This is a genomic window from Nocardioides sp. Soil_C_8 (assembly GCF_057656315.1).
This window is the reverse complement of record NZ_JBDGKQ010000001.1, coordinates 716,082-739,774: the sequence shown is the minus strand read 5'-3', so window position 1 is coordinate 739,774 and position 23,693 is coordinate 716,082. Positions and strand designations below refer to the sequence as shown.

22 protein-coding genes are annotated in these 23,693 nt (G+C 73.4%); 9 read left to right on the top strand and 13 right to left on the bottom strand.

The genetic code is table 11. From position 1 onward, the window contains the following. Positions 1–10 precede the first annotated feature (10 nt). Genes AC3A3L_RS03615 through AC3A3L_RS03605 form a run of 3 tightly spaced genes read left to right on the top strand, consistent with a single transcriptional unit; the run spans position 11 to position 3,325 of the window. Positions 11–1,045 carry a glycosyltransferase family protein gene (locus AC3A3L_RS03615; protein ID WP_487638672.1) on the top strand — a complete coding sequence of 345 codons (1,035 nt, stop codon included), beginning with the start codon at positions 11–13 and terminating at the stop codon, positions 1,043–1,045. Next, complete coding sequence (locus tag AC3A3L_RS03610) at positions 1,042–2,502, top strand: glycosyltransferase (protein ID WP_487638671.1); 1,461 nt, start codon at positions 1,042–1,044, stop codon at positions 2,500–2,502. Before AC3A3L_RS03615 ends, AC3A3L_RS03610 begins: the two co-directional genes overlap by 4 nt. 34 nt (positions 2,503–2,536) lie before the next feature. Next, positions 2,537–3,325, top strand: coding sequence for an LLM class flavin-dependent oxidoreductase (locus AC3A3L_RS03605; protein ID WP_487638670.1), 789 nt, complete (start codon positions 2,537–2,539; stop codon positions 3,323–3,325). On the opposite strand, the gene AC3A3L_RS03600 is transcribed toward AC3A3L_RS03605, so the two are convergent. The 11 genes from AC3A3L_RS03600 to AC3A3L_RS03550 form a co-directional block, all read right to left on the bottom strand. Further along, positions 3,322–4,539 carry a hypothetical protein gene (locus tag AC3A3L_RS03600; protein WP_487638669.1) on the bottom strand — a complete coding sequence of 406 codons (1,218 nt, stop codon included), beginning with the start codon at positions 4,537–4,539 and terminating at the stop codon, positions 3,322–3,324. The two genes, AC3A3L_RS03605 and AC3A3L_RS03600, sit on opposite strands and share 4 nt — an antisense overlap. Before the next feature lie 24 nt (positions 4,540–4,563). Further along, positions 4,564–5,715 (bottom strand): acyl-CoA dehydrogenase family protein, encoded by a 1,152-nt coding sequence (locus AC3A3L_RS03595; RefSeq protein WP_487638668.1) that lies wholly within the window; start codon positions 5,713–5,715, stop codon positions 4,564–4,566. Next, positions 5,715–6,851: an acyl-CoA dehydrogenase family protein gene (locus tag AC3A3L_RS03590; protein WP_487638667.1), complete on the bottom strand. Its 1,137-nt coding sequence runs from the start codon at positions 6,849–6,851 to the stop codon at positions 5,715–5,717. The genes AC3A3L_RS03595 and AC3A3L_RS03590 overlap by 1 nt, the downstream gene beginning before the upstream one ends. A gap of 12 nt (positions 6,852–6,863) precedes the next feature. Then, complete coding sequence (locus AC3A3L_RS03585) at positions 6,864–8,015, bottom strand: acyl-CoA dehydrogenase family protein (protein WP_487638666.1); 1,152 nt, start codon at positions 8,013–8,015, stop codon at positions 6,864–6,866. Positions 8,016–8,111: 96 nt separating this feature from the next. Further along, on the bottom strand, positions 8,112–9,461 hold the full coding sequence (locus AC3A3L_RS03580) for a S1C family serine protease (protein WP_487638665.1): 1,350 nt from the start codon (positions 9,459–9,461) through the stop codon (positions 8,112–8,114). A gap of 131 nt (positions 9,462–9,592) precedes the next feature. After that, positions 9,593–10,126, bottom strand: coding sequence for a GNAT family N-acetyltransferase (locus AC3A3L_RS03575; RefSeq protein WP_487638664.1), 534 nt, complete (start codon positions 10,124–10,126; stop codon positions 9,593–9,595). Positions 10,127–10,143: 17 nt separating this feature from the next. After that, positions 10,144–10,653 carry a SigE family RNA polymerase sigma factor gene (locus AC3A3L_RS03570; RefSeq protein WP_487638663.1) on the bottom strand — a complete coding sequence of 170 codons (510 nt, stop codon included), beginning with the start codon at positions 10,651–10,653 and terminating at the stop codon, positions 10,144–10,146. 13 nt (positions 10,654–10,666) lie between these two features. Next, positions 10,667–11,377: a hypothetical protein gene (locus AC3A3L_RS03565; RefSeq protein WP_487638662.1), complete on the bottom strand. Its 711-nt coding sequence runs from the start codon at positions 11,375–11,377 to the stop codon at positions 10,667–10,669. Between the two features lie 130 nt (positions 11,378–11,507). Beyond that, the gene (locus AC3A3L_RS03560) at positions 11,508–13,835 is read right to left on the bottom strand and encodes an ATP-binding protein (protein ID WP_487638661.1); all 2,328 of its coding nucleotides are present in this window, start codon (positions 13,833–13,835) and stop codon (positions 11,508–11,510) included. A 160-nt stretch (positions 13,836–13,995) separates the two neighbouring features. Continuing rightward, positions 13,996–15,300: a citrate synthase gene (locus tag AC3A3L_RS03555; protein WP_487638660.1), complete on the bottom strand. Its 1,305-nt coding sequence runs from the start codon at positions 15,298–15,300 to the stop codon at positions 13,996–13,998. A gap of 112 nt (positions 15,301–15,412) precedes the next feature. Next, a complete protein-coding gene (locus tag AC3A3L_RS03550; protein WP_487638659.1) occupies positions 15,413–16,738 on the bottom strand; it encodes an NAD(P)/FAD-dependent oxidoreductase in 1,326 nt (441 codons plus the stop codon). A 237-nt stretch (positions 16,739–16,975) separates the two neighbouring features. Between AC3A3L_RS03550 and rplM the strand changes: the two genes are divergently transcribed. The 4 genes from rplM (at position 16,976) to AC3A3L_RS03530 (ending at position 19,936) form a co-directional block, all read left to right on the top strand. Further along, complete coding sequence (rplM, locus tag AC3A3L_RS03545) at positions 16,976–17,419, top strand: 50S ribosomal protein L13 (protein ID WP_172258237.1); 444 nt, start codon at positions 16,976–16,978, stop codon at positions 17,417–17,419. A 17-nt stretch (positions 17,420–17,436) separates the two neighbouring features. Then, positions 17,437–17,937, top strand: a complete 501-nt coding sequence (rpsI, locus tag AC3A3L_RS03540) for a 30S ribosomal protein S9 (RefSeq protein ID WP_268109967.1) — start codon at positions 17,437–17,439, stop codon at positions 17,935–17,937. Positions 17,938–18,056: 119 nt separating this feature from the next. Continuing rightward, the gene (glmM, locus tag AC3A3L_RS03535; protein ID WP_487638658.1) at positions 18,057–19,406 is read left to right on the top strand and encodes a phosphoglucosamine mutase; all 1,350 of its coding nucleotides are present in this window, start codon (positions 18,057–18,059) and stop codon (positions 19,404–19,406) included. Further along, positions 19,403–19,936, top strand: a complete 534-nt coding sequence (locus AC3A3L_RS03530) for a hypothetical protein (RefSeq protein WP_487638657.1) — start codon at positions 19,403–19,405, stop codon at positions 19,934–19,936. The genes glmM and AC3A3L_RS03530 overlap by 4 nt, the downstream gene beginning before the upstream one ends. Here the strand turns inward: AC3A3L_RS03530 and AC3A3L_RS03525 are convergent. Then, positions 19,933–20,283 carry a GatB/YqeY domain-containing protein gene (locus AC3A3L_RS03525; RefSeq protein WP_487638656.1) on the bottom strand — a complete coding sequence of 117 codons (351 nt, stop codon included), beginning with the start codon at positions 20,281–20,283 and terminating at the stop codon, positions 19,933–19,935. The two genes, AC3A3L_RS03530 and AC3A3L_RS03525, sit on opposite strands and share 4 nt — an antisense overlap. A gap of 85 nt (positions 20,284–20,368) precedes the next feature. Between AC3A3L_RS03525 and AC3A3L_RS03520 the strand changes: the two genes are divergently transcribed. Together AC3A3L_RS03520 and AC3A3L_RS03515 are read left to right on the top strand one after the other, a co-directional pair. After that, positions 20,369–21,367 (top strand): GNAT family N-acetyltransferase, encoded by a 999-nt coding sequence (locus tag AC3A3L_RS03520; protein ID WP_487638655.1) that lies wholly within the window; start codon positions 20,369–20,371, stop codon positions 21,365–21,367. A gap of 443 nt (positions 21,368–21,810) precedes the next feature. After that, positions 21,811–22,578, top strand: a complete 768-nt coding sequence (locus tag AC3A3L_RS03515; protein ID WP_487638654.1) for a hypothetical protein — start codon at positions 21,811–21,813, stop codon at positions 22,576–22,578. Between the two features lie 119 nt (positions 22,579–22,697). Here AC3A3L_RS03515 and coaA read toward each other — a convergent pair whose 3' ends face one another. Next, complete coding sequence (gene coaA, locus AC3A3L_RS03510) at positions 22,698–23,690, bottom strand: type I pantothenate kinase (RefSeq protein ID WP_487638653.1); 993 nt, start codon at positions 23,688–23,690, stop codon at positions 22,698–22,700. Positions 23,691–23,693: the final 3 nt, after the last annotated feature.

Below are 23,693 nucleotides of genomic sequence, written 5' to 3'. Positions count from 1 at the left end.
GGATGAGCGCGTGCTCAGGCCGGCCTCCCACCTCCGCGACACGGATCCCGTCGCACCCCACCACCTGCTGCTCGGCCCCGACACGCACGGGGTGACCCGGTACGCCGGAGAGGTGGCCGGCGCTGCCCGCGCACCCGTCGTCCGCGACGTCGCCGAGCTGGTGCCGGGGGCGGCGGTGCACCTGCACCTGACCGACCGGCTGCTGGGCCGCGACCCCCTCGACGCGGCTGCGGCGGTCGAGCAGCTCGCCCGGCGCGTGCGCCTGACGGTCACGTTGCACGACGTCCCGCAGCCGACCGACGGCCCGGTGTTCGCGGCGCGCGCGGAGGCGTACGGCCGGATCGTGCGGGCGAGCCATGCCTGGGCGACCAACTCCTGGCACGAGCACGCGCTGGTGGACCGCTGGAGCGCGTCGGGTGCCCGCGGCACCGTGATCCCGCTGCCGGTGCCCGTCCCGTCCGGCGTCGAACGCCACCCCGGCCCGCCCGGCCGGACCGTGGCCGGACCCGCCGCGACGGACCCGGTGGTCGGCGTGTTCGGCTTCGTCTATCCCGGCAAGGGCCACCGGCAGGTGGTGCGCGCGGTCGCCGCACTGCGCCGCGCCGGGACGATGGCGTCCGTGCGCGTCCTCGGTGACGCAGCGCCTGGGCACGCCGACGAGGTCGAGGCGTTGGTGCGGACCAGCCGGGCCCGCGGCGTGCCGGTCGAGGTCACCGGCCGGGTGCCGGAGGACGACCTCGTCGCCGCCCTGCGCGACGTCGCGGTCGGCGTCACGGCGCACCGCAACGTGTCCGCGTCCGGCAGCCTCAACTCCTGGATCGCCGCGGGTCGGCGGCCGCTCGTGCGCGACGGTTCCTACGCGCGGGAGATGGCCGCGCTCCGGCCCGGCACCCTCAACCTCTTCGACGACGCCACCCTGGTGCCCTGCCTCGACGCCGCCCTCCGGCGCCCGACCTCGACCTGGACATCGCCGGTGGCCGACCTCGGACCGCGCCTCGAGGACACCGCTGCCGCCTACCGCGCGTGGTGGGCGTCGGTCGGATGACCGCCCCGCCCTACGGCACGTCGGTGCCGGGCAACCGGTGGGACCTCGCTCCCGGCGGCGCGACGAGGCGACGGGTGTCCGTGGTGGTCACCCACTTCGAGCAGCAGGCCGAGCTCGATCGCACCCTCGCGGCGCTGCGTCGCCAGACGCGCCCGCCGGACGAGGTCGTCGTCGCCGACGACGGGTCGCGGCGCACCCCCGAGGTGCCCGCGGGCGTGCGACTGGTGCGGCAGCCCGACGACGGCTTCCGGGCCGCGGCCGCACGCAACCTCGGCGTGGCGGCCAGCACCGGTGAGGTGCTGGTGCTCCTCGACGCCGACACCGCTCCGGAGCCGGCCTTCGTGGAGCGCATGGTCGCGCTTCCCGAGGCCCTCCCGGAGGCCCTCGTCGTGGGGCGGCGCCGGCACGCCGACCTCGCCGGCACCGCGCCGGGCGACCCGGTCGAGGAGGTCGCGCCGACGCGCGCACTGACGGAGCCCGCGTGGCTGCGCGAGGCGTACGCCGACTTGCGCGACCTGCTCGACGCCGACGGCACCAGCCACCGGTTCGTCATCAGCGCCGTCCTCGCGTGCAGCCGGTGGTGGTACGACGAGGTCGGCGGGTTCGACGAGACCTTCCGGAGCTACGGCGGCGAGGACTGGGACTTCGCCCACCGGTCCTGGACCGCGGGTGGCCTGCTGGCGCACCGGCCCGACGCCGTCGCCTGGCACGACGGGCCCGACGCGGGCGCCCGGGATCGCGACGGCGCCGACCGTTTGGCCGAGACCGTGGCGGTCGCCGACCGCACGTCGGCCCCGGGCACCGCCTGGCGCGGCCTCGTGCGCGGCCCCGCCGACCTCGTGGTCACCTGCGCGTCCACCCTGGGCGACGCCGAGCTGCTGGTGACCGTCGACTCGCTGCTGACGGCGCTGCCGCGAGTCGTCGTACGCCTCTCCGAGCAGCACCGCGAGCTGGTCGGCACCGACGTGCGCGTGGTGCCGGCCGAGGCAGGCCTGCCCGCGTCCGCGCGGCTGCACCTCGAGGTGCGCCGAGGCCTCCTCGGGGACACGGCGGGGTGGGCGTCGCTCCTCGACGGGCTCGGCGGGTGCACGGGGTCCCGCGCCGTCGCGGGCGGTCGTGCGGAGCTGCAGGACCTGCGTCTCCGGCGCCGTGCCGCACGGTGGGACCGCCCCGACCTCGCCCCGTCCGGGGCACCGCTCGCCACGACCCTGCGGCCGTGGACCGACGACGTCACGCTCGAGGCGTGGCTCGGCGGCTGGGCGGGCGTATCCGCGGCTCGCGGGCCGGGTACGGGCGCCGCAGAGACAAGGAGGCCCAGCATGAGCAACCCATCGCACGACGGCGCCGTCGACCGCGCCGAGGACGAGGCCGAGGAGCGTGCCGGCGCCGAGGTCGGCATGAGCGACGAGGGCAGCACCTTCGAGCCCGAGGAGGACCCGGAAGGCCACGCCGGCTGACGGGTCGGCCCGGCCCGCGTGCTCGAATGGCGCCATGACCACGCGTCGCGGACTCTTCGTCGCCCCGTTCGACGCCCTGGCCGACCCGAGGATCGTCGGCGACCTCGCGGCCGACGCGGAGGCGGCCGGCTGGGACGGCTTCTTCGTCTGGGACCACCTGCTGTACGGCGACCGGGTGGCCGCGATCGCCGACCCGTGGACGTGCTGCGCGGCGATCGCCATGCGCACCGAGCGGCTGCTGCTCGGACCGATGGTGACCCCGCTGCCGAGGCGCCGACCGCAGGTGCTGGCGCGGCAGGCCGCAAGCCTGGCCGTCCTGTCGGGTGGCCGCTTCGTGCTCGGCCTCGGACTCGGCGACGACTGGGTGGGGGAGTTCAGCGCCTTCGGCGACGAGCCGGACCCGCGGGTCCGCGGCCGGATGCTCGACGAGGGGCTCGCGGTCCTGACCGGGCTGCTGGGCGGCGAGACCGTCGATCACGAAGGTGAGCACCTTGCCGCGCGGGGCGTGCGGTTCCGGCCGGCACCTCGGGTGCCCGTCTGGCTCGCCGGTCGCCACGGCAACCGTGCGCCGCTGCGGCGCGCGGCGTCGTACGACGGCTTCTTCGTCATCGGCCTGGACGGTCCCGCCGACCTCGACACCGTCACCACGGACCTCGCCGCCCACCACCCGGGGCCGGACTTCGACGTGGTCGTCGACCTCCAGCCCGACCAGGACCCCAGTCCATGGCTGGGCCGTGGGGCGTCGTGGGTGCTCACCCGGGTCGGGCCGTTCGACCTCGACCTCGACGAGGTGCGCGGTGTCGTGCGGGCGGGCCCGGTCTAGGGCCGGGAACGGCGGACGGCGACGCGAGCGACGCCCCACACCACGAGTCCCGCCAGGGCGGCGAGCACACCACGGAGCGCCCACGGCCACGGACCCCGGTCCACGCCGTCGGGCTCGACGACCTCGAGCGAGCCGGCCACCGCGGAGGCCAGCTGGAAGCGACCGACGCCGTAGGACCCGAGGTCCGTCATCCGCATGAGGGTGCGCGGCTCGGCCCCGTCGAGCGGCACGGCGGACAGCGTCTGCTCGTCCACCCCGTCGACCCCGAGCACCGTCAGCACCTCGTCGGGGCCTGCCCACCCGAGCACCCGCCCCGGACCGGTGAGGTCGAGCGACAGCGGATCGGGCACGGCGCCGGCACCACCGACGGCGTCGACGAACGACAGTCCGGTCGGGTTGCCCGGCGCGCCGCCGCCGGGTGGCGTGCTCGCACCCTCGACGGTCGTCACGGCGAGCAGCCGGCCGTCGGGGGACCAGGCGGCCGGACCGGCCAGCACGCCGTCGACCGCGACGCTGCGTCGACCGCCGTCCTGCAGGTCGACGACCGTGACACCGCCCGACTGCTCGACGGCGAGCCCGGTCCCGTCGGGGGAGAAGGCGGCCGCCGTGGCGGACCCGTCGAGGTCGAGGACCTCGGCGGAGTCGTCGGTCAGGTCGGCCACGGCGATCGCCCCGGTGATCCGGCCGCCGGAGTACGGGTTCGTCGCCTCCTCCGACACCAGGCTGGCGAGGGTCTCGCCGTCGCTCGACCACGCCACCGGCACCACGCTGCGTCCCTCGGGCAGTGCGTGCCTCGTCGTCCCACCAGTGGTCAGGTCGACGACCACCACGTCCGGTCGCTCGGTGTCGTGGTCACCGACCGCCACCCGGGTGCCGTCGGGGGAGAGCAACATCGGTGCCGGGTCGCCCTGGGTCTCGCCACCGGCTCGCTCCTCGGCGACGTCGACGCGGCGGTAGGTGTCGCCGCCGGCGCCGAGGACGACCGCCTGCGGGAAGTCGAGGAGCTCGACTCCGTAGCCGTGCTGCCACAGCGCGACGACGGGCCCCGGGGGCGACGACGACACCGACCCGGTCAGGTGGGAGTAGCCCGCCATCACCTCGGGAACAGCAGGCGTCCGCGCCGCCGTCGGGCTGCCACCCAGCCCCGTGAGGACGAAGACCGTCGCGGCGACGACCGCGCCGGCGACGGGGGGCACCACGGCTGGCAGGGGCACGCGCGGATCCTAGGGCGTACGACGTCAGCCGAAGGCGCTGATGCCGGTCTCGGCGCGGCCGATGATGAGCTTCTGGATCTGCGACGTGCCCTCGTAGAGCGTCATCACGCGTGCGTCCCGGAGGTACTTCGCGACCGGGAAGTCGTCGACGTAGCCCGCACCGCCGTGCACCTGGATCGCGCTGTTGGCTGCGCGCACCGCGGCCTCCGACGCGAACAGCTTGGCCTTGGAGGCCGCGACACCGAAGGGCTCTCCGCGGTCGACCAGGTCGGCGCACCGCCACGCCAGCAGCCGCGCGGCGTCGGCGTCGAGGGAGATGCCGGCGATGAGGTCCTGCACGAGCTGGAACGCCGCGATGGGCCTGCCGAACTGCGTGCGCTCCCGCGCATAGGCCACGGACGCCTCGAGGCAGCCCTGCACGATCCCGACGCAGCCGGAGGCGACCGCGAGCCGGCCCTTGTCCAGCGTGCCCATCGCGATCTTGAAGCCCTGGCCGACCTCGCCCAGACGGGCCGAGTCCGGGACGCGCACGCCGGACAGGAACAGCTCGGCTGTCGCCTGGCCGCGCAGCCCGAGCTTGTTCGTGACCTCGCGCGCCTCGAAGCCGGGGGAGCCGGTCGGGACGAGGAACGCCGTGACGCCCCGCGGGCCGTCGTCGCTCGTGCGGGCGAACACGAGCGCCACGTCGGCCCAGGTGCCGTTCGTGATGAACAGCTTCTGGCCGTCGAGCACCCAGTCCGCCCCGTCGCGGACCGCCCGGGAGGTGAGGTTGCCGGCGTCGGACCCGGTGCCCGGCTCGGTCAGCCCGAAGCAGCCCAGCGCCGTGGCGGAGGCGAGGCGGGGCAGCCACTCCTGCTTCTGCTCCTCGGTGCCGTGGTCGAGGATCGACTTGCCCACCAGCCCGCTGCTCACCGACACGATGCCGCGCAGCGCGGAGTCGGCGCGGCCGAGCTCCTCCATGGCGAGGGAGTAGGTGACGTAGTCGCCGCCGACGCCGCCGTAGTCCTCGGGGATGGTGAGCCCGAAGAAGCCGAGCTCGGCCATCTTCGGCACGATCGCGAGGTCGACGGACTCGTCGTGGTCCCACTGCATCCGGTGGGGGACGGCCTCGCGCTCGAGGAAGTCGCGCGCGAGGTCGCGGAAGGCCTGCTGCTCCTCGGTGAGCGAGAGGTCCATCAGACGGCGTCGACCATCTCGTGGTCGGTGACGCGGGAGGCGAGCCGCGTGAGGTGGTGGCCCGCGTTGCCGAGCCACTGCTCGAGCACCGTGAGGTGGGCGGTGCCCACCCCGACGGCGTACTCGGCGGTCATGCCGATGCCGCCGTGGAGCTGGATCGCCTCCTGCCCGATGTGGCGGGCCGCCCGCGCGACCTGGAGCCCGACCCGGTCGGCGGCGTCGGCGACGGCCTCGCGGTCGCCCCCGGCGATCGTCATCGTCGCCCAGTCGACGGTGCTGTGGGCGAGCTCGAGCGAGACGTACATGTCGGCGGCGCGGAAGGTGAGGGCCTGGAAGGTGTTGAGCGTGACGCCGAACTGCTTGCGGCTCTTGAGGTAGTCGGTGGTCGCGCGTACCTGGCTCTGCATCACCCCGAGCGCCTGGTTGGCGCCCATGATGCGGGTCAGGTCGCTGATCGTGGCGATGCTCGCCGAGAGGTCGCGGCCCGGCTCGCCCAGCGGCGTCGCGGCGCTGCCGTCGAAGGTGACCGTGGCCGCGCGGGTGAGGTCGGCCGCGACGTAGCCGGTCACCGACGCCGCGGAGGCGTCCACCAGGAACACGCCCGTGCCGCCCTCGGGCAGGGCTGCCGTGACGACGAGGTGGTCGGCGGACGCGCCGCCGACGACGGGGTCGGCGACTCCGTCGAGGGTCCAGCTCCCGTCGGAGACGGACGCACGCACGCCGTCCGCGCTCGACGCCCAGCGGCCGCCGGGGGAGGTGTCGGCCGCGGCCAGCACGACCTTGCCGGCGCTGAGCCGGCCGAGCAGGTCGGCCTTCTGCTCGGCCGTGCCGACGGCGGCCACGAGGCCGCCGGCGTGCACGACCGCCGCCAGGTAGGGCTCCGGGGCGAGCACGCGGCCCAGCTCCTGGCACACGATCCCGATCTCGACCGGACCGGCGCCGACCCCGCCGTCCGCTTCGCTGAACGGCAGCCCGAGGACGCCCATCTCGGCCAGCCGGCCCCAGAGGCTGCGGTCGAATCCCGGGTCGTCGGCCACCGTGCGCCGCCGCGCCTCGTGGTCGGCGTACGCCGTCGCGAGCAGGCCGCGAACGGCCTCGCGCAGCGCCTGCTGCTCGTCGTCGTAGGTGAAGTCCATGTCGAAGCCCCCTCAGAGTCCCAGGATCGTGCGGCTGATGATCTGGCGCTGGATCTCGTTGGACCCGCCGTAGATCGAGGCCTTGCGCAGGTTCAGGTAGGTCGGCGCCGACCGCCGGGCCCAGCCCGCCTGCGGCGAGTCGTCCCCGGCACGCGCGGCGAGCGAGGCCGGGCCGGCGAGGTCGAGGGCCAGCTCGCTCACGGCCTGCTGGAGCTCGGTGCCGCGGAGCTTGAGCACCGACGAGGCGGGGTGCGGGGCGCCGTCGGACGAGTGCGCCACCACGCGCAGCGCGGTGAGCTCGAGGGCGAGCAGCTCGGTCTCGAGCTCGGCGACCCGGGCGCGGACGAGCGGGTCGTCCATCAGGGCGCCTGCATTCGCCTTCAGCGCGGCCAGCGCCCGCTTGGTCGCTCCGACGGGTGCGACGCCGACGCGTTCGTTGCCGAGCAGGAACTTCGCGATCGTCCACCCGCCGTTGAGCTCCCCGACCAGGAGGTCGCCCGGCACCCGCACGTCGGTGAACCACACCTCGTTGACCTCGTGGCCGCCGTCGATGAGCTCGATCGGCCGCACCTCGACGCCCGGCGTGGTCATGTCGATGAGCAGCAGGGAGATGCCGGCCTGCTTCTTCACCTCGGGGTCGGTGCGGACGAGGGTGAAGATCCAGTCGCCGTGCTGGCCGAGCGTGGTCCACGTCTTCTGGCCGTTGACGACCCAGTCGTCCCCGTCGCGCACCGCGGTCGTGCGCAGGGACGCGAGGTCGGAGCCGGCGTCGGGCTCGGAGAAGCCCTGGGACCACCAGATGTCCAGGTTGGCCGTCGCGGGCAGGAAGCGCTCCTTCTGCTCCTGCGTGCCGAAGTGGGCGATGACCGGCCCGATCATGGAGGCGTTGAAGGCCAGCGGGATCGGCACGCCGGCGCGCTGCATCTCCTCGTGCCACAGGTGTCGCTGGAGCTCGGTCCAGTCCTGACCGCCCCACTCGACGGGCCAGTGCGGCACCGCCAGCCCCTCCGCGTTGAGGGTCTGCTGGGCCTCGACGATCTGGTCGCGCGTGAGGTGGCGTCCGTCGAGGACCGTGTCGCGGATCTCCTGCGACACCTTCGTCGTGAAGAACTCCCGCATCCGCGTCCGGAACTCCGCGTCGGCAGGGCTGAGCTCGAGCTGCATGTGACTCCTCGGGTCGGGATCCGGGCGGGCACGGCAGAGGGCCGGCCGCACCATCATGGCGCGGCCGGCCCAACCCGGCGAGCAGATCCGGGCGGCTCAGCCCTGGGTCGCGTCGGAGTCCAGCACGAGGTTCGCGGTCTGCTCCTTGCCGCCGGTCGTCCAGGTGACGCTCACCGAGTCGCCGGGGCGGTACGAGCGGATCGTCGCGACGAGCGAGTCGGCGCCGGTGATCCGGTGGTCGTCCACCTTGGTGATCACGCTGCCGGACTGGAGGCCCGCCTTCTCGGCGGTCGAGCCGGCCGTCACCTCGCGGACGACGGCGCCCGTGCCCTCGCCGGCCTGCTCGCCGGTGCTCTGCACGTCACCGACCTGGATGCCGAGCCGTGCGTGCGTGGGGGTCTCGCCCGCAGCCATCTGGTCCACGATCGGCATCACCTCGTCGATGGGGATCGCGAACCCGAGGCCGATCGATCCCGACTCGGACTGGCCGCCGTAGGGCGACTGCGACGCCGCGGTGCGGATCGAGGAGTTGATCCCGATCACCGCGCCGGTCAGGTCGACCAGCGGACCGCCCGAGTTGCCGGGGTTGATCGCGGCGTCGGTCTGGATCGCGGGGTACGTCGTGGAGTTGCCCTGGTCGTCGGAGCCGACGTTGACCGGACGGTCGAGCGCGCTGACGATGCCGCTGGTGACGGTCGCGTCGAGGCCGAACGGCGACCCGATGGCCACGACGCTCTCGCCGACGCCCAGGTTGGCGGACTTGCCGATCGTGGCGGGGGTGAGGCCGGAGACGTCCTGGGCCTTGATGACCGCGGTGTCGGTGAGCGGGTCGGTGCCCAGCACCTCCGCCTCGGCGGTGGTGCCGTCGTCGAACGACACGGTGAGGCTGCCCGGCTCCGCGCCCTCGACCACGTGGTTGTTGGTCAGGATCGTCCCGTCGGCAGTGAGGATGATGCCCGAGCCCGACGCGCCGCCCTGGGCGGTGGTGACGTCGATCTTGACGACGCTGGGCAGCACCTTCTTGGCCACCGACTCCACCGATCCGTCGGGTGCCGGGGCCTGCGACTGCGAGGACACCTGCGACGTCGACACCGTGCTCGCCTGCGTCGAGCCACCCGAACCGTCCTGCGTGGCGTCCCACCAGGCGGCACCGCCGACGCCGGCCCCTCCGCCGACGAGCAGGGCGGTGGCGACGACCGCGGCGGCCAGGCCCGCCCGGCCACGCCCACCCTGGCGGGGCATCGTCTGGGTCGGCTGGTGGAGGGGCAGCCCGGCCTGCGCGCCGTAGGTGGGCGGCACGGGCTGCGTGCGGTGAGTGTCGGTGCCGGACCACCCGGCCGAGGCGCGCTGGTACGGGTTGTCGTCGGCGGGCCGCTGGTGCTGGGGCTGCTGCGGCTGCTGGGGGTCGTGCGGGGCTCCGTGCTGGGGGATCTGTCCGTCGCTCATGTCTTCGACAGTGCGCCCGGACCCTGTGGAGGCCCTGAGAACGGGGTGTGAAGGTGCAGAGACCTCGCGCCGCGCGGCCGGCACCCTCGGCGGCGCCTGCTCCGGCAGCACGTCGGGCATCACCCCGCGGATCACGTCAGGCCCGGCCGTGGCAGGTCCGGCAGCGACAGCCACTCCGCCCACGTGAGGTCGCGACCGACGTAGCGCGGCCGCTCCAGCGGCCAGTCCGCGGCGATCCAGCGCGGGACGAGCTCGTCGAGGGCGGCCTCGAGCTCGGTGCCCACGCACTCGTCGACCACCCACCACGAGATCTCCGCGTCGGCTCCCGGCTTCTCCGGCGGGTCGATGTAGACGCACCCCAGCAGTGCCGTCTCGTCGGTGTCGAGGAGCGCGTAGTTGAACGACTCGTGCGTCTCCATCTCCGCGGCGTGGCGGGCCAGGTCGGCGCGGTCGGCCTCGTGCGTCATGTCGGCGGGCGGCCAGCCCCAGGCCTCGCCGTAGATGGTCCACAGCCGCTCGCGCGAGCCCATGACGGCCACCATGTCGAGGTCGGTGTCCTCGGCGCGGATCGGGCGCAGGTGGTGCCCGAACGGGACCTCGACCCGGGTCGGGTGACGGAAGTCGGCGGGCAGCCAACCGGCTGTGGCGGTGGACGGTGACGGCATGGGGTGTCCTCTCGAGATCATCGGTGGTCATCGGGTCCGGCGGCGAGCCGGCGGAGCGCCGCGATGCCGCGGCTGGTGTTGGACTTGACGGTCCCCGGGGAGCAGCCGAGGACGGCCGCGGTCTCGGCGACGCTGAGCTGCTCGTAGTAACGCAGGGCGACGGCCGCGCGCTGCTGGGGCGGGAGCCCCAGGACGAGGTCCCAGAGCCGGCCGGACGCGTCTGCGACAGGGACGGGGTCGTTGGACGGACCGGCCTCGTCGAGGTCCGCGGAGGCGACCTCGTCGCGTCGCCACGGCTGGCGCTGCCAGCTGACGTACTGGCGGGTGATGGTGCGCCGGACGTAGGCGTCGGCGGCGGCGCCCTCGCGCAGGCCGTCCCAGCGGGGCAGGACCCGGACGAGGGAGTCCTGGAGCAGGTCCTCGGCGCTGTGCGGGTCGCCGGCCACGGACCGTGCCCAGCGGAGCAGGGCGGGCCGGCGGGCGGTGACGTACGACGCGAAGTCGGGCACCGTCCCCGTCTCGTGCATGGCGGCCCGCACCTCAGGCCCGGCGCACCGAGCGCAGGAGCGCCACGGAGACAACGACGAGCCAGATCGGGCCGGTCATGCCAGCCATGTACTGGACCGGGCTGACGAGGAACAGCGTGGTGATCCCGCCGAGCGCGAGGCTGGTCCAGCCGAGCCAGCGCGCGAACGCACCCTGGCTGAACGCGGCGCTCGCCATGGCGAGGGCGGTGAGCCCGATGCCGCCCCACAGCCACGGGATCGTGCCGATCCAGTGGCCGAAGAAGGCGACCGTCTCGGGTACGACGGGGGCGTCCGGGTCGGAGACCGCGAAGGCGAACTCGGTGGTCAGGCCGGCGCCCATCAGCTGGGCGACGCAGACCATCACCAGCCCGATGGCGGCCACCCCCGGGACGATGCTGTCGGCGTGCGTACGACGCTGCAGGTGCCGGTGCAGGCCGGCCGCGAACACGACCAGCAGGGCGCAGGACACCATCGTGGCGGTGTGGAAGGTGAGGATCTGGGGCAGCAGCTCCGAGGTGGCCTCGACGATGGCCTCCGCGTCGCCGCTGGTGGCCGGGTCGTAGACCGCGTCGACCATGCCGCTGGCGACCACGGAGACGATCCCGGTGAGACCGGCGCCGAGGCCGGCGAGCACCCATCCGCGGCCGGGTGGCCGGGTCGGTGCACCGGTGCTGGCGTCGCGGCGCGGACCGGACGTGGTGGACGGGTCGAGCGTGCTGCTCATCTGCGGCTCCTCGGTGGCGGGGCACGGGTGCGTGCCGTGCCTCCACCCTCGGGTCCGTACGACGTCGGCGACCACCGACAGCCGCAGGTGTACGAGGGGTGTACGAGGTGCGGCTTAGTCAGTCGGCGGGTCAGTCGGCGGGAGGTCCCGGGTCGCGCAGCATGGCGGCGGCCTGGAGGCCGGTGAACCCGCGGCCGGTGTCGAGGGCGTCGTCGTAGCGGTCGGGGCCGAGGTGGGTCCTCGCGTCGTCGGCCGCCGCGGTGATGGCGGCCGGGTCGGGGCGGTAGTAGCCGTAGCCCTGGGCGCCCTGCGCCTCGCGGATCGCCTGGGCGGCGCCGAGCAGCAGCGGCACGCGCGCGTGCCGGTCGGAGGCTGCGGCGAGCACTGCCCCGGCGTCGAGGAGGTAGGCGAGGTTGGCCTGGTCGCCGGTCTCGAGCGACAGGCGCGTGCCCTCCTCGAGGTGGCTCCTCGCGGCGGCGTGGTCGCCGCGCGCGAGCTCGACCTGGAAGAGGTTGTAGAGCGCGATGTAGGAGGTGAGCCGGTCGTCGCGACGACGTGCGGAGGCGAGGCCCTGGGCGATCTTCCGCACTGCCTCGTCGGGATCTCCTCGCAGCAGGGCGACGGTGCCGATCCAGATGTGGCAGAGCGCCCAGGTCCACTCGATCGAGGGCCCGCCGGCCTCGGCATGGACGATCGCCGCCTCGAAGCAGCGCTTCGCCGTGTCGAGGTCGCCCTCGACGAGGGCGACGAGGCCGGCGCCTGCGACGGAGTTGGACAGGATGTCGGGCTCGTCCCCGGCGTGCTCGCGGGCGACGGCCCACCACCTGGCCGCGGCGACGACGTCGTCCATCGCGAACGACATCGACGCGGCTGCGAGTGCCGCACGCCCGTGCACCGGCGGCTCCAGCCGGTCGGCGTGCTCGAGCGCGCTCTCGGCGAAGCGCCTCCCGTGCTCGGTGTGGCCGCGCAGCCACCAGTAGAGCCACAGCTCCCACGCCAGACGGGCGGGGGTGTCGGCGTCACCCTCGGCGAGCGAGCGCTCGGCAGCAGCGCCGAGGTTGGCGTGCTCGAGGTCGATCCGCGCCAGGGCGCTGACCTGGCCGCCGTCGCGGTAGCTGGAGCTGTTGGCGGTCGCGACCTCGAGGTAGTGCGCGGCGTGGGCACGTGTGGCGTCGTCCCACTCGCCCGCCTCGCGCAGGAGGTCGCGGGCGTACTGGGCGACGGGCTCGAGCATCCGCAGCCGACCCGAGCCCTCGGCGAGGACCAGGGAGTGCTCGACCAGCTCCTCGAGGCTGGTGACGACCTCGTCCTCGGCGATGCCCACCCGTGCCGCGATCGCCTCGAGGTCGGCCAGGGTGGTGCCGCCGGCGAAGACGCCCATGAGACGCAGGAGCCGGCGCGCCGGTGCGTCGAGCAGGCCCTGGCTCCAGTCGAGGGTCGCGCGCATCGTCCGCTGGCGGGGCGGCAGGTCCCGGGGGCCGGCCTGCAGCGCCGTGTCGAGGCGCTCCAGCAGCGAGCCGGGATCGAGCAGCCGTGCCCGGGCGGCAGCGAGCTCGAGGGCGAGGGGCAGCCCGGCGAGGCGTTCGCAGGTCGCGCCCACCGCTCCGGCGTCTGCCGGGTCGTCGCCCCATCCCGGGTTCACCCGCTGCGCCCGGTCGAGCAGGAGCCGCGCCGCGGGGGAGGGCGTCCCGTCCGGACGGTCGTCCACCTCGAGCGGCTCGACGGCGTACTCGGTCTCGCCGCGCACCCGCAGCGGCGCCCGGCTGGTCGCGAGCACGGACAGGTCCGGCACGGCCGCCACGACCGCGGCGACGTCGGGCGCGGCGTCGAGGAGGTGCTCGACGTTGTCGAGCACCAGGAGCAGGTGCTGGCCGCGCAGCCGGTCGACGATGTCGTCGGTCACCGTCCGGGTCGGGTCGCGGGTGGCGTCCACGGCGTCGGCGACCGCCGGGAGCACCTGGGCCGGCTCGAGCAGGGGCGCGAGCTCGACCAGTCGTACGCCGTCGGTGTAGCGGTCGCGGACCGCCGACGCCACCGCCAGGGAGAGGCGGGTCTTGCCCACGCCGCCGGGGCCGCTGAGGGTGACCAGGCGGCTCGTGCGCAGGAGGTCGACCACCCGGGCGACGTCGTCGTCGCGTCCGATGAGCGGCGTGGCCGGGACCGGCAGGTCCCTCCGGCCGGGGACGCCGTCAGCTGCCGCGGCGGGGGCGGTCGCGCGGGGCGACCGCGACGGCACCGCGGCCAGCAGCGCGGCCCGCTGGTCCTCGTCGAGGTCCAGCGCCGCCGCGAGGGAGCGCAGCGTGTGCGGGTAGGGCCGGGTGCGCGTGCCGCGCTCGAGCGCGCTGATGGCGTGCGGGCTCAGCCCTGCGCGCTCGGCGAGCTCCTCCTGCGAGAGGCCGGCACCCTCCCGCAGCCCGCGCAGCACCGATCCGAGCGTGCTGTCCCCACGTGCCCCCACGTCGCCTCCGTGACCCCTGCCGTGCCCGCCGACCCCGAGTGTGCTCGGGAGTGTAGTGACCGCCGCGGCCCGGGGTGCACGATCGGAGGGGTGGATCGGGTTCCGGATGCACGAACGCCCCCGGCCGTGCGGCCGGGGGCGTTCGTCGTACGTCTGGTGCTTACGCCCAGCGCTCGGACGCCGCGGTGAACGTGAGCTCGCGGTCGCCGGTGTAGATCTGCTTCGGGCGGGCGATCTTCTGGTCCTTGTCCTGCACCAGCTCCGACCACTGCGCCAGCCAGCCCGGGGTGCGGCCGATGGCGAACAGCACGGTGAACATCTCCGGCGGGAACTGGAAGGCCTCGTAGATCAGGCCCGAGTAGAAGTCCACGTTGGGGTAGAGCTTGCGCTTGACGAAGTACTCGTCCTCGAGCGCGATCTTCTCCAGCTCGAGCGCGATGTCGAGCAGCGGGTTGGTGCCGGTGACCTCGAAGACGTCCTCGGCGGACTTCTTGATGATCTTGGCGCGCGGGTCGTAGTTCTTGTAGACCCGGTGGCCGAAGCCCATCAGGCGCTCGTTGCCGTCCTTCACGCCGTCGATGAAGGCGGGGATGTTCTCCTTGCTGCCGATGCGCTTGAGCATCCGCAGGACCGCCTCGTTGGCACCACCGTGCAGCGGGCCGTAGAGGGCGCCGATGCCGGCGGAGACGGCCGAGTAGGGGTCGACCTGCGAGGAGCCGACGGAGCGGACCGCGTTGGTCGAGCAGTTCTGCTCGTGGTCGGCGTGCAGGATGAACAGCACGTCGAGGGCCTTGACGAGGCGCTCGTCGGCCTCGAACTTCGACTCGCTCATCTTGAAGAGCATGGAGAGGAAGTTGGCGGTGTAGCCCAGGTCGTTGTCCGGGTAGACGTAGGGCTTGCCCTGGGCGTGGCGGAACGACCAGGCGCCGAGGGTCGGCATCTTCGCGATCATGCGCACGATCTGCATGTGCCGGTTGTCGGCGTCGCTGATGTTGCGGGCGTCGGGGTAGAACGTCGACAGGGCGCCGACGGAGGCCATCAGCATGCCCATCGGGTGGGCGTCGTAGCGGAAGCCCTGCATGAACGACTTCACGTTCTCGTGCACGAACGTGTGGTAGGTGATCTCGTGCACCCACGCGTCGTACTGCTCCTTGGTGGGCAGCTCGCCGTGGACGAGCAGGTAGGCCACCTCGAGGAAGTTGGACTTCTCCGCGAGCTGCTCGATGGGGTACCCGCGGTACTCCAGGATGCCCTTGTCGCCGTCGATGTAGGTCACCGACGAGCGGCACGAGGCGGTGTTGACGAACCCGGGGTCGTAGGTCGCGAGGCCGGGCTGCTCGTCATCGAGGCGGATCTGCCCGAGGTCCTTGGCTGCGATCGTGTTGTCGGTGATCGCGATGTCGTACGTCTGACCGGTCCGGTTGTCGGTGACAGTCAGGGAATCCTTGGCCGCAACGTCGGTCACGTCGGCTCCTGTTCATACGTCTATGTACGTGTCTGTGGGGTCCCCTCAACCTAGTCCGGTGTCCGCGAGGACCGCGAATCAGGTGTCCAGCCCTGAGATCCGGACCACGGAATCAGCGGCCCGCCACCCGGTTCGCCAGCCGGGCGACGCGGCTGGTGCGTGGGAGGCCCGCGTCCTCGCGCCGGTCGGCCGCGCGGTAGAGCCGGTACAGCGCGTGCACGCCGGCCCACCTCAGCGGCTCCGGCTCCCACCTCCGGACCCGGTGCCCGGTCCACGGCAGGCGGGTCAGGTCGGTGTCCTGCCCGAGCACGAGGTCGCGCAGCGTGCGGCCGGCGAGGTTGGTCGCGGTGAGGCCCGAGCCGACGTAGCCGCCGGCGTGGCCTAGGCCGGTCGCCGGGTCGTACGACACGCTGGCGCTCCAGTCGCGCGGGACGCCCAGCACGCCGCACCAGGCGTGGTCGAGCCGGACGCCCGAAAGCGACGGGAACAGGCTCGTCAGGGTGGCGCGCAGCTGCTCGACGGTGCGGTCCTGGGTGCGTCCGTCGACGTCGGTGCGCGAGCCGAAGCGATAGGGGACGCCCCGGCCGCCCATCGCGATGCGACCGTCGGCGGTGCGCTGGGCGTAGCAGTAGGCGTGCGCCTCGTCGCCGAGCAGCTCCTGACCGTCCCACCCGATCACCCGCCACTGCGCGTCAGTGAGCGGCGCGGTCACGACGATCGCGGAGTTCATCGGCAGCCAGTCACGGCGGTGGCCGGTGAGCCCGGCGGTGAAGCCCTCCAGGCAACGCAGCACCACTGGGGACCGCACCGTCCCGCGGTCGGTCTCCACCGTGCCCGGGGAGATCGCGGTGACGCGGGTGCCCTCGTGGATGCGTACGCCCCGCTCCCGCACGACGCGTGCGACGCCGCCCACGAGCTTGGCCGGGTGCACGCGGGCGCAGTCGGGGTCGAGGTGGCCGGACACGGCGCCGGCCACCTGGATGCGGTCGGCCACCTGCGCTGCGGTGAGCTCGCCGCCGAGTCGCTGCCGCTGCGCCTCCGAGCGGGCGACGGTCAGGACGCCGCTGCGCACGATGTCGGCCTCCACACCCTCGCGGGCGGTCACCCCGATGACCTCGTCGACCGTCGCGCGCAGGGCGTCTCGCAGCCGCTGGACGCCCTCGACGCCGGCCACGGCGGCGTACGTCCGCTCCGAGCCGGCGAGCTCGCTGGACAGCCAGCCGCCGTTGCGCCCCGAGGCGCCGAAGCCGGCGAACTCGGCCTCGAGCACCCGGACGTCGAGGGTGGGGTCGGCCTCGTGCAGGTAGTACGCCGTCCAGAGGCCGGTGAGGCCACCCCCGACGATCGCGATGTCGCAGGTCGTGTCACCCTCGAGGACGTCGGAGGGGGAGGGGATCCCGACCTGCTGCCACCAGAAGGACACGCCGCCGTTGCGCACCCGCCCATTGTGGCGCCCCGCCGTTTTGACCCTCCCGCTCGGCGCGCCGTAACCTTGCTGGTCGCGACTCCTGCCGCGTCCACCCTCTCCGGGGGTGGGTGCAGATCCGGACGTCATCCCCAGTCTCCGCCGAGCGGAGCCGGGGAGCGAACCGGGCCGTGTTCGTCAGAAGCCGCAGCAGCACCAGCCGGCCCTCGTCCGGGGGCCGGGACCAACGAACCAGAACGGGATACCGCCGTGCGCACGTACAGCCCCAAGCCCGCTGACATCCAGCGTGAGTGGCTCGTCATCGACGCCACCGACGTGGTCCTGGGCCGCCTCGCCGTCCAGACCGCCAACCTCCTCCGCGGCAAGCACAAGCCGACCTTCGCTCCTCACATGGACATGGGCGACTTCGTGATCATCGTGAACGCCTCCCAGGTGTCGCTGTCGGGGACCAAGAAGACCACCAAGATGGCCTACCGCCACTCCGGCTACCCGGGCGGCCTCTCGGCCACCCCGTTCGGTGAGCTCCTCGAGAAGGACGCCCGCAAGGCCATCGAGAAGGCCGTGTGGGGCATGCTCCCGAAGAACAAGCTCGGTCGCCAGATGCTGAAGAAGCTCAAGGTCTACGCCGGCCCCGACCACCCGCACGCGGCCCAGAAGGCCATCCCGTTCGAGATCTCCCAGATCTCCCAGTGACGACTGAGGACGCACACATGACTGAGAACACCACCGAGGTCGAGGAGACCTTCGAGACCGGCGCCGACGGCGTGGCCTACACCTCCGAGAGCGACGCCTCGGCCGACACCCCGGCCCGCCCGGCCACCATCGCGCCCGCCGGCGCCACCGGCCGCCGCAAGGAGGCCGTCGCCCGCGTCCGGATCGTCCCGGGCACCGGCGAGTGGACCATCAACGGTCGTTCGATGGACAGCTACTTCCCGAACAAGCTGCACCAGCAGATCGCCAACGAGCCGTTCGTCGAGCTGCAGCTCGAGGGCCGCTTCGACGTGATCGCCCGCATCCACGGCGGCGGCATCGCCGGCCAGGCCGGCGCCCTGCGCCTCGGCGTGGCCCGCGCGCTCAACGCCGTCGACGTCGAGGCCAACCGCCCGGCGCTGAAGAAGGCCGGTCTGCTCACCCGCGACGCCCGCGTCGTGGAGCGCAAGAAGGCCGGTCTCAAGAAGGCCCGCAAGGCCTCGCAGTTCAGCAAGCGCTGACCCCGCCTGCACCTCGAGGCCCGCACCGTCGTCCGACGGTGCGGGCCTCGTCGCATGTCGGGTCGCGCGTCCGCCCTCATTTCTGCGCCGGACGCGCCCGACCCGTAGGCTCCCGGGCCATGACGCGACTCTTCGGAACCGACGGCGTGCGCGGCCTGGCCAACGCCGACCTCACCGCCGAGCTCGCCCTCGAGCTCTCGGTGTGCGCCGCTCACGTCCTCGCCGACCGCGGCGAGTTCGAGGGCCACCGCCCCCTCGCGGTGGTCGGCCGGGACACCCGCATCTCCGGGCAGTTCCTCGAGGGCGCGGTCGTCGCCGGCCTCGCCTCGGCCGGTGTCGACGTGCTCCTCCTTGGTGTGCTGCCGACGCCCGGGGTGGCCTACATGACCGACAAGCTCGACGCCGACCTCGGCGTGATGCTGTCGGCGTCCCACAACCCGATGCCCGACAACGGCATCAAGTTCCTCGCCCGGGGCGGCCACAAGCTGGACGACGCGATCGAGATCGCCATCGAGCGCCGCATGGGCGAGCCGTGGGAGCGACCCACCGGAGGCGCCGTCGGCCGCGTCCAGGTGTACGACACCGCGGTGGAGGAGTACGCCGCCCACCTCGAGAGCACGATCAGCCACCCGCTCGTGGGGCTGAAGGTCGTCCTCGACTGCGCCGAGGGCGCCGCCCACGCCGCCGGCCCGCGCGCGCTCGAGGACGCCGGTGCGACCGTGGTCGCGATCCACGCCGACCCCGACGGCATCAACATCAACGACAACTGCGGCTCGACGCACCTCGGTGACCTGCAGAAGGCCGTCATCGAGCACGGCGCCGACGCCGGCTTCGCCCTCGACGGCGACGCCGACCGCTGCCTGGCGGTCGACGCGGAGGGCAACGTCGTCGACGGCGACCAGATCCTCGCGATCCTGTCGCTCTCGCTGCTCGAGCAGGGGCGGCTGGCGAAGGACACCGTCGTCGCCACCGTGATGAGCAACCTCGGCTTCGTGCAGGCCATGCGCGCCGGCGGCGTCGGCGTGCGCCAGACCAAGGTCGGCGACCGCTACGTCCTCGAGGCGATGAAGGTCTCCGGCTACAACCTCGGCGGCGAGCAGTCCGGCCACGTCATCCTCAGCGACCATGCCACCACCGGCGACGGCATCCTGACAGCGCTCCACGTCATGGAGCGGATGGCGACGACCGGCCGGTCGCTGGTCGACCTCGCCTCGGTGATGTCCCGGCTCCCGCAGGTGCTGCTCAACGTCTCGGGCGTCGACAAGTCGCGCGCCGACGAGGACGCCGTGCTGGCCGCGGCCGTCGCCGAGGAGGAGGCCGTGCTGGGCGAGCGCGGTCGCATCCTGCTCCGCCCGTCGGGCACCGAGCCGATCGTGCGCGTGATGGTCGAGGCGCCCACCGAGGACGAGGCCCAGGGCGTCGCCTCGCGGCTCGCCGACGTCGTACGACGTCAGCTGGCCCTCACGTGACCACCGACCTACGGCCGGGCTTCGAGGAGCACGAGCCACCGCACCGCCCCCCGTGGATGTCGCCGGGCGACGTCGCCCTCGGGATCGGGATGGGCCTGGTGCTCGCCGTGGTGCTGGTGGTCCTGATGCCCGGCACGCGCACCCACCTGCTGGGCGGCACCGAGGAGCGCGAGACGACGGTCGTCGCCGTGCGCGAGGGCCACCGATCGGGGGACCTCGACCAGGAGCTCACGTCCTACGACCTGCGCTGGTCCGAGGGCGAGGGCGTGCAGACCGCGACCCTGCGGCGGTCGGGACCCCCGCAGCGCGAGGTCGGCGACACGTGGACGCTGTGGGTCTCACCCGACGGCTCCTCCGTCGAGACCTCGTCGCCGCTGTCGACCTGGCTCTGGCTGGGGATCGGCATGCCCGCCTTCGTCCTCGTGATCGGAGCGCTCGTGCGATGGCGGGGGCGCGTGATGGCGCGCTCGGCCGTGCGCGAGGCCGAGCGGATCGAGGCGGCGCGGCGACGCCGAGCCGCTCGCTCCTAGGCCTCCCGCAGCGCGTCGAGACGGCGTGCGGCCTCGCGGGCCGCGGCCGCCCGCTCGGGGACCGAGCCGGCATAGGCCCGGCCGGCCTCCTCCAGCGAGGCGATCTCCGCGTCGAGGACCGCGAGCTCGTCGGCGTCGCTGAGCACGCGACGCTCGGCCTCGGCCGACCCGGCGCCGACGGGTGAGTCCTCCAGCGCACCGGCGCGGGCGCCGGTCGGCACGGCCTCGGCGTTCTCCAGCGCGGCGAGCGCGGTCCGCAGGGTCGACACGGTCGCGGCGTCCCTGGCCCGGCGGGCCTCCAGGAGGGCGGCGCGCAGCCGGGTGCGCAGCGGTGAGTCGGTCGTCATGCCACGACCCTGCCGCAGCGGCGACGTCGTACGCACCCTGTTATCCCGGTGCGGGTCGTGGTGCCGGGCCACTAGCGTCACGGGGGTGGGCGTCGACATCGAGCAGTTCAACCCGCACAACCAGACCGCGCTCCGCGCCTGGTGGGAGGTCGGGCACGCCGCCACCGCCGACCGTCCCGGCAGGCCGTGGCCGCTGTGGGAGCAGAGCTGGGTCGCGCTGCCGACCCCCAACCCGGAGCGGGGCGTCACCCTGGTGGTTGCGATCGACCGCCGCGAGATGGTCGGGGCGGGGCTCGTGGTCCGCCCGCTGAAGGAGAACCTGCACACCGCCATGGTGTTCGCGTACGTCCGGCCCGACCGCACCCGCGAGGGAATCGGTCGCCGGCTGGTGGAGGAGCTCGAGGTGATCGCGGCGGGCGACCGGCGTACGACGTTGCAGAGCGAGGCCTACCTCCCGCCCGGCGGGTCCGGCACCGGGCCCGAGCTGTTCGCGCGGGCGATGGGCTACGACGTGGCCAGCCGGGAGTCGATGAAGGAGCTCGCCCTGGCCGACTTCGTCGCCCGCCGCGACGCGCTCGCGGCGTCGGCGCCGGTCCCGGACGGCTACCGCGTCATCACCTTCGACACCGTGTGCCCCGAGGAGCACCTGGCGTCGTTCGGGCGCCTGCTGGGCCTGCTGCTGTCGGAGGTGCCGCTCGGCGAGCTCGACCTCGAGGACTCCGAGTGGTCCCCGGAGCGCATCCGCGGGGCCGAGGAGCGGCAGGTGTCGGTGGGCCGGCACGTGCTCACGGCGATGGCGATCGCCCCGGACGGCTCCGTGGCCGGCGTGTCCGACGTGCGCGTCGACGACAACGACCCGGAGCACGGCCTGGTCGGCATCACGATCGTCGACCCCGCCCACCGCGGCAGGCGGCTCGGGCTGGTGCTGAAGACCGCGACCCACGACCTGGTGGTCGCCGGCTGGCCCGCCCTCGTCACCGTCGACACCTCCAACGCCGAGGTCAACACCTGGATGAACGCCGTCAACGAGGCGCTGGGCTACCGCACGATCGAGACGCTGCTGGAGCTGCAGAAGAAGCTGTGACCAGCGGACGTCGTGAGAACGCGGAGGACGTCATGGCGAGCGGTTGCTCTGGCGACCGTCTGCCATGACGTCCTACGACAGCGTCATGGCGGTTGGTCGCCTGAATGACGTCACGCCATGACGTCACGGTCGTACGTCGGCGGCACCCCGTCGCGAGCGAAGCCACGAGGCTTCCACAGGACTGCTGTGGTCGGTCTTGTCCACAGGCTCGAGACGCGCACGTCGTCCGCTCGCGTTCGTACGACGACGCTGACGGCATGCAGCCAGTCGCGAGAAGGCACGGTCCGCAGGAGCGGCAACGCATCCGAGCGCGCCTGTCGACGCTGGCAGACAGCCAGGGCGGCGTCGTGTCACGGGCTCAGGCCTTTGAAGCCGGCCTCACCCGCGGCGAGCTGAGGGCCCAGGTCAAGGCACGGCGCTGGCAGCGGGTGTGGACGCGTTCCGTGTGCCTTCACACGGGGCCGGTCTCCGTCCTCGGTCGCCAGTGGGCCGCCGTCTTCGAGGGCGGCGACCGCGCGATGCTCGACGGCGAGGCGAGCCTGGTCGCGTCCGGACTCGCGAACTACCAGTCGTCGGTCCTCCGTGTGTCCGTGCCTCGCGGTGTGAAGCCGCTGACGGGGGCCGGGCTGGACATCCGGCGGACGCGACGCTGGTCTGCTCTCGACCGCGTCGCGACCGGCGTGCCCCGGACGCGAGTGCCTGTGGCTGCGGTGCGTGCCGCGATGTGGGCGAGGAGTGACAAGCAAGCCGCACTCGTGTTGACGATGCCGGTCCAGCAAGGGCTGGCCACCGCCGAGCAGGTCGGCCGCGCACTGCTCGCCGTCCGACGCGATCGGCGCCGTGAGCTGATGCACGCGGTCGTCACCGACCTGCTCGGTGGCGTGCGGTCCTTGGGCGAGCTCGACTTCGCCCGCGAGTGTCGCCGGCGCGGGCTCCCGGAGCCCGACCGCCAGCGGATCCGTCGGGGGAAGGACGGGCGCTACTACCTCGACGTGAGCTGGGACGACTTCCACCTGGTGGTCGAGATCGAGGGAATCCATCACTCCTGGGCGACGTCGGTCGTCCCCGACGCGCTGCGCCAGAACGAGGTCAGCCTCGGCAGGTCCACCGTCCTGCGCCTTCCGCTCCTCGGGCTGCGGGTCGCCGCCGACGACTTCTTCGACCAGGTCGAGCGGGGGTTGCGCAGCGGTGGGTGGATGGCCGCGACCTGAGCGCACTCGACGTACGTCATGGCGAGCCGTCGTCCCCACCGCCGGCCTCCATGACGTCATCGGACGACGTCATGGCGAGTGGTCGTCCCAGCCGCCATCGCCCATGACGTGCGGGCGGGTCAGAGCTTGCGCAGCCGCACGTAGCGGACGGAGTGGTCGGCGTCCTTGCGGAGGACGAGGTTGGCGCGGGAGCGGGTGGGGGCGACGTTCTGGACGAGGTTGGGCTCGTTGATGGAGTCCCAGATGCGGGTGGCCTGGTCGACGGCCTCGTCGTGGGAGAGGGCGGCGTACTTGCGGAAGTAGGACGCCGGGTCGCGGAAGGCGGTCTCGCGGAGGCGGAGGAAGCGGTCGACGTACCAGCGCTTGATGTCGGTCAGCGCGGCGTCGACGTAGACGGAGAAGTCGAAGAAGTCGCTCACCGCGAGGCCGGTGCGACCGTCGTCGCGCACCCGCGCCGGCTGCAGGACGTTGAGGCCCTCGATGATGACGATGTCGGGGCGCTTCACCACGACCTTCTCGTCGGGCAGGACGTCGTAGACGAGGTGGGAGTAGATCGGCGCCTCGACCTCGTCGCGGCCGGACTTGATGTCGATGACGAACTTCAGCAGCGCCCGGCGGTCGTAGGACTCCGGGAAGCCCTTGCGGTGGAGGATGCCCCGGCGCTCGAGCTCGGCGTTGGGCAGCAGGAAGCCGTCGGTCGTGACCAGCGCGACGTTGGGGTGCTCGGGCCAGTGGGCGAGCATCTGCTGCAGCACGCGGGCGGTCGTCGACTTGCCGACCGCCACCGAGCCCGCGAGCCCGATCACGAACGGCGTACGCGGTGGGGTGACGCGGTGCAGGAACTCCTCCTGCTCGCGGTGGAGCCGGGAGTTGGCGGCGACGTAGAGGCTCAGCAGGCGCGACAGCGGGAGGTAGACCTGCTCGATCTCGCGCAGGTCGAGCTGGTCGCCGAGGCCGCGGAGCCGGGCCACCTCCTCGCGCGTCAGCGTCGTCTCGGCGGTGCCGGCCAGCTCCGCCCACGCCGCCCGCTCGAGCTCGACGTAGGGAGAGGTCTCGCTGCCCGACGAGGTGCCGGAGGTCGTGCCGGGGGAGGGCGGTGCGACCTCGGACATGGG